The organism is Mesorhizobium sp. M1A.F.Ca.IN.022.07.1.1, assembly GCF_003997575.1.
Taxonomy (GTDB): domain Bacteria; phylum Pseudomonadota; class Alphaproteobacteria; order Rhizobiales; family Rhizobiaceae; genus Mesorhizobium.
Genome location: NZ_RZST01000373.1, coordinates 1 through 5265, shown reverse-complemented (window position 1 = coordinate 5265; position 5265 = coordinate 1). Strand labels below are relative to the sequence as shown.

The 5265-nt window shown below is 62.4% G+C and carries 7 protein-coding genes; all 7 read right to left on the bottom strand.

Annotated elements, in window-relative coordinates:
• Window positions 1–172 precede the first annotated feature (172 nt).
• Complete coding sequence (gene rplQ / locus EOA75_RS28130; RefSeq protein ID WP_066989613.1) at window positions 173–604, bottom strand: 50S ribosomal protein L17; 432 nt, start codon at window positions 602–604, stop codon at window positions 173–175.
• A gap of 104 nt (window positions 605–708) precedes the next feature.
• The gene (locus EOA75_RS28125; RefSeq protein ID WP_059188661.1) at window positions 709–1719 is read right to left on the bottom strand and encodes a DNA-directed RNA polymerase subunit alpha; all 1011 of its coding nucleotides are present in this window, start codon (window positions 1717–1719) and stop codon (window positions 709–711) included.
• 99 nt (window positions 1720–1818) lie between these two features.
• Window positions 1819–2208, bottom strand: a complete 390-nt coding sequence (gene rpsK / locus EOA75_RS28120) for a 30S ribosomal protein S11 (protein ID WP_006205444.1) — start codon at window positions 2206–2208, stop codon at window positions 1819–1821.
• A 146-nt stretch (window positions 2209–2354) separates the two neighbouring features.
• The gene (gene rpsM / locus EOA75_RS28115) at window positions 2355–2723 is read right to left on the bottom strand and encodes a 30S ribosomal protein S13 (protein ID WP_027170351.1); all 369 of its coding nucleotides are present in this window, start codon (window positions 2721–2723) and stop codon (window positions 2355–2357) included.
• A gap of 223 nt (window positions 2724–2946) precedes the next feature.
• Window positions 2947–3537 carry an adenylate kinase gene (locus EOA75_RS28110; protein WP_095780445.1) on the bottom strand — a complete coding sequence of 197 codons (591 nt, stop codon included), beginning with the start codon at window positions 3535–3537 and terminating at the stop codon, window positions 2947–2949.
• Complete coding sequence (gene secY, locus EOA75_RS28105) at window positions 3534–4874, bottom strand: preprotein translocase subunit SecY (RefSeq protein WP_127325696.1); 1341 nt, start codon at window positions 4872–4874, stop codon at window positions 3534–3536. Before secY ends, EOA75_RS28110 begins: the two co-directional genes overlap by 4 nt.
• Window positions 4875–5153: 279 nt before the next feature.
• Window positions 5154–5265: uL15m family ribosomal protein (locus EOA75_RS28100; protein ID WP_164747608.1), on the bottom strand; the 112-nt coding region annotated here is incomplete at its 5' end.

The following is a 5265-nucleotide window of genomic DNA, read 5'->3' as shown; positions in this document are numbered from 1 at the left end:
GGCGCCATTGTCCCGACGATTGTGCAGAATGAAAGGCTAATGCACGGAAATACGATGCTTGTCGCGCAAAAGCGTGAGAACGAGAACGAAAATCCGCTCGCCCTGCTCGCTGGCTTCAGAACGAAAAAGGGGCCCCGAAGGCCCCTTGAATTCATTCGCTGAAAACCTGGCCTTATGCGGCCGCGGCTTCCTCTTCGCCGCCTTCGGCCTCGAGACGCGCGCGGTCGGCGGCGCCCTTGGCCGAGGTGTCGCGGTCGACGAACTCGATGACCGCCATGGCGGCATTGTCGCCGTGGCGGAAGCCCGCCTTCATGATGCGCAGGTAGCCGCCGTTGCGGCTGGCGTAGCGCGGTGCGATGGTTTCGAACAGGCGCTTGACGACGCCTTCATTGCCGATCTGCGCGATCACCTGGCGGCGGGCGTGCAGGTCGCCGCGCTTGCCGAGCGTCACCAGCTTCTCGACGATCGGACGCAGGTCCTTCGCCTTCGGCAGGGTGGTGACGATCTGCTCGTGCTCGATCAGAGACACGGCGAGGTTGGCGAACATCGACTTGCGGTGGCTTACGCTGCGGGCGAAGCGACGGCCTTTGAAACCGTGGCGCATGGCTCTTTTCCTTCTTTAGTTGTTCAAGAGGCCACGGCCTCTGATGGTTTTCCGCATGACCGTCGGATCGAGCGGCTCGCGCCGCCGATCCTTGGAATTCATGCTCAATACTGATCCTCGTAACGCTTGGCGAGGTCTTCGATGTTTTCCGGCGGCCAGTCCGGCACTTCCATGCCGAGGTGCAGACCCATCGCCGCCAGCACTTCCTTGATCTCGTTCAGCGACTTGCGGCCGAAATTCGGAGTGCGCAGCATCTCGGCTTCGGTCTTCTGGATCAGGTCGCCGATATAGACGATGTTGTCGTTCTTCAGGCAGTTGGCCGAACGCACCGAAAGCTCGAGCTCGTCGACCTTCTTGAGCAGCGCCGGGTTGAAGGCCAGCTCGGTGACGGCCTCGGTGGCGACTTCCTTCTGCGGCTCGTCGAAGTTGACGAACAGGCTGAGCTGGTCCTGCAGGATGCGGGCCGCGAAAGCCACGGCGTCCTCGCCCGAGATCGAACCGTCGGTCTCGATGGTCATGGTCAGCTTGTCATAGTCGAGAACCTGGCCCTCGCGGGTGTTCTCGACCTTGTAGGAGACCTTCTTGACCGGCGAGTAGAGGCTGTCGACCGGGATCAAGCCGATCGGCGCGTCCTCGGCGCGGTTGCGCTCAGCCGGCACATAGCCCTTGCCGGTGTCGACGGTGAATTCCATGCGGATCTCCGCGCCCTCGTCCAGCGTGCAGATCACGTGGTCGGGGTTGAGTATCTCGACGTCGCCGACGGTCTGGATGTCACCGGCAAGCACGGCGCCCGGGCCCTGCTTGCGCACGACCATGCGCTTGGGACCATCGCCTTCCATGCGGATGGCGATTTCCTTGATGTTGAGCACGATGTCGGTCACGTCCTCGCGCACGCCGGCGATGGAGGAGAACTCATGCAGCACGCCGTCGATCTGCACGGCGGTGACGGCCGCACCGCGCAGCGAAGACAGAAGCACGCGCCGCAGCGCGTTGCCGAGCGTGAGGCCGAAGCCACGCTCGAGCGGCTCGGCCACAAGCGTGGTCAGCGTCTTCTTCTTCGACGAGAACTCGATCTTGTTCGGCTTGATCAGTTCCTGCCAGTTTTTCTGGATCATGGTGTCTTCCTTCCTTTGACCCGCCACCATCCAATCGTGGCGGGCAGCCTGGAATTGCCGCGGAGGAGCGCCCTGGCGCTCACGCGGCGTTCAAAAATATTAGACGCGGCGCTTCTTGCGCGGGCGGCAGCCATTGTGCGGGATCGGCGTCACATCGCGGATCGAGGTGATGGTGAAGCCGGCCGCCTGCAGGGCGCGCAGCGCCGATTCACGGCCGGAGCCGGGTCCGCAGACCTCGACCTCGAGCATGCGCATGCCGTGTTCCTGTGCCTTCTTGGCGACGTCCTCGGCGGCCATCTGGGCGGCGAACGGGGTCGACTTGCGCGAACCCTTGAAGCCCTGGGCGCCGGCGGACGACCAGGCGATCGAATTGCCCTGCGCGTCGGTGATGGTGATCATCGTGTTGTTGAAGGTCGAATTGACGTGGGCAACGCCCGACGAGATGTTCTTGCGTTCGCGACGGCGAACACGAGCGGCTTCCTTGGCCATGGTAGTCCTTTCAGTTGATCTCTACACCGCCGTAACGCCAGCGGCTCCACCTTCGTAAGGGAGTAGGGGAATAGGGCAGTAAGGGAGTGGGGAAATGAACGATCCGATTTCGGACTATTTACTCCCCTACCCCCTTATTCCCCTAATTACTTCTTCTTGCCGGCGATCGCCTTGGCCGGGCCCTTGCGGGTGCGCGCATTGGTATGCGTGCGCTGGCCGCGGACCGGCAGCGAGCGGCGGTGACGCAGGCCGCGGTAGCAGCCGAGGTCCATCAGCCGCTTGATGTTCATCGAGACCTCGCGGCGCAGGTCGCCTTCGACCTGGTAGTCGCGGTCGATCGTCTCGCGGATCTGCAGCACTTCCGCGTCGGTCAACTGGTTGACGCGGCGGTCTGCCGGGATGCCGACCTTGTCGACGATCTCCTGGGCAAACTTCTTGCCGATGCCGTGAATGTACTGAAGCGCAATGACGACGCGCTTGTTGGTCGGAATGTTGACGCCGGCTATACGAGCCATGTTCTTTCATCTCCATTTGGGCCGGCCATCCTTCAAAAAGGCAGGCCCGGCGCTATCTAAGTTGCCCCGCGTCCGGTGGAGGCCGGCCCTTGCGGGAGTTTCCTGGTTCAAAACAGATGCCCTGCCCTTGCGGGCAAGCAAAGTCCATGCCTGATAGGAAGACGGGCCGCCATACCCCAATGGCTTCTTCCAGTCAAGCGCAATCTTTGCTTGTCGGAGCGGCCTAGCTCACCGCCGCCGTGAGCACCTTCTCGATCTCCGCGGTCACCGCGTCGATGCTGGCCATGCCGTCAACGCTCTTCAGCCTGCCTTTGGCATAGTAGTAGCCGGTCAGCGGCGCCGTCTTCTTGTAATATTCTCGCAGGCGCTCCTCGAACACCGCCGGGTTGTCGTCCTTGCGCACCGGCTGGCCGGCCGCCTTGGCATCCTCGGCCCGCTTGACGATGCGCCCGACCAGCGCCTTGTCGTCGACGACGAGCTCGATGACGCTGTCGAGCGCGATGTTGCGCTCGGCGAGCATGGCTTCGACGGCATCGGCCTGCACCAGCGTGCGCGGATAACCGTCGAGGATGAAGCCCCTGGCGCAGTCGGGCTGGTCGATCCGCTCGGCAACGATCGCATTGACGATCGCGTCCGATACCAGCTCGCCGGCATCCATAACCGCCTTGGCCCGCTTGCCGACTTCGGTTCCGGCCTGGACGGCGGCACGCAGCATGTCTCCCGTCGAAAGCTGGGGTATGCCGTGTTTTTCTACCAGTCTCTGTGCTTGCGTCCCCTTGCCCGCTCCTGGCGGCCCAAGCAATATCAGCCTCATCTGCTCCTCTTACCCCCGCGCAACTTCGACTTCTTGATCAGGCCCTCATACTGGTGCGCGATCAGGTGACCCTGAATCTGCGCCACCGTGTCGAGCGTGACACTGACCACGATCAGAAGCGATGTGCCACCGAGATAGAAAGGTACGCCAGTCGCTGAAATCAGGAACTCAGGCAGCAGACACACCAGCACCAGGTAGATGGCGCCGATGACGGTGATCCGCGTCAGAACATAGTCGATATATTCGGCGGTGCGCTCGCCCGGACGATAGCCCGGGATGAAGCCGGAATGCTTCTTGAGCTGGTCGGCCGTGTCCTTCGGGTTGAAGACGATTGCCGTATAGAAGAAGGCGAAGAAAATGATCATCGCCGCATAGAACGCCATATAGAGCGGCTGGCCGTGGCCCAGCGCCGCAAGAACCGTGCTCGCCCAGGCAGGCAGGTTGGTGGTCTGCGAGAAGCCGGCAACCGTTGCCGGGAGAAGCAGCAGCGAGGAGGCGAAGATCGGCGGGATGACGCCCGAGGTGTTGAGCTTCAGCGGCAGATGCGAGGTGTCGCCCTGGAACATCCGGTTGCCGACCTGCCGCTTCGGATACTGGATGAGCAGGCGGCGCTGGGCGCGCTCGAAGAAGACGATGACGCCGATGACGGCGACGGCGAGCACGATGATCGCGAGAATCAGGCTCGTGGACAGCGCGCCGGTGCGGCCGAGTTCCAGCGTGCCTGAAATGGCGTGCGGCAGGCCGGCGACGATGCCCGAGAAGATCATCAGCGAAATGCCGTTGCCGATGCCGCGCGCGGTGATCTGCTCGCCGAGCCACATGAGGAACATGGTCCCGCCGACAAGCGTGACGACGGTCGAGATGCGGAAGAACATGCCGGGATCGGTGACGATACCGTTGCCGCCCTCCAGCCCGACCGAAATGCCGTAGGCCTGCACCAAGGCCAGCAGCACGGTGCCGTAGCGCGTGTACTGGTTGATGATCTTGCGGCCCTGCTCGCCTTCCTTCTTCAGCGCTTCCAGCGACGGGATGACCGAGGTCATCAGCTGCATGATGATGGAGGCGGAGATGTAGGGCATGATGCCGAGCGCGAAGATCGCCATGCGCTGCACGGCGCCGCCGGCAAACATGTTGAACATGCCGAGCACGCCCTTGCTCTGCGAGGAGAAGGCCTGCGCGAAAGCGTCGGGATTGATCCCGGGAAGCGGGATGTAGGTACCGAGGCGGTAGACGAGCAGCGCGCCGACGGTAAACCAGATCCGCTTCTTCAGATCCTCGGCCTTGGCGAAGGCCGCAAAATTCAGATTGGAGGCTAGTTGTTCAGCAGCCGAAGCCATGCCTGATTTTCTCCGCTAGAGCATGATGCCGAAAAGTGTGAAGCGGTTTTCGGAAGACATCATGCTCTACTTCATTGATTATGCTCTACTTCATTGATTTCTATGTCGCGCTCGATGCCCGCAGCTCAGGCGGCGCGTGTCACCGAAGCTCACGAGATAAGCTCCGGACCGTCAACATGCAAGCGGCCGCGTTGACGCGGCCGCCTAATTGATCAAGATCAAAGCGCGGACGGGCGGCAAAAATGAAACCATCCCCGCCGGCCACGCTTCAAATCGCCGTTACTCGGCGGCGGCCGCTTCCGGCAGCTTCACCGAACCGCCGGCCTTCTCGATCTTCTCGATCGCAGCTTTGGAGGCGCCGGCGACGTCGAAGCTGAGCTTGGCCTTGAGC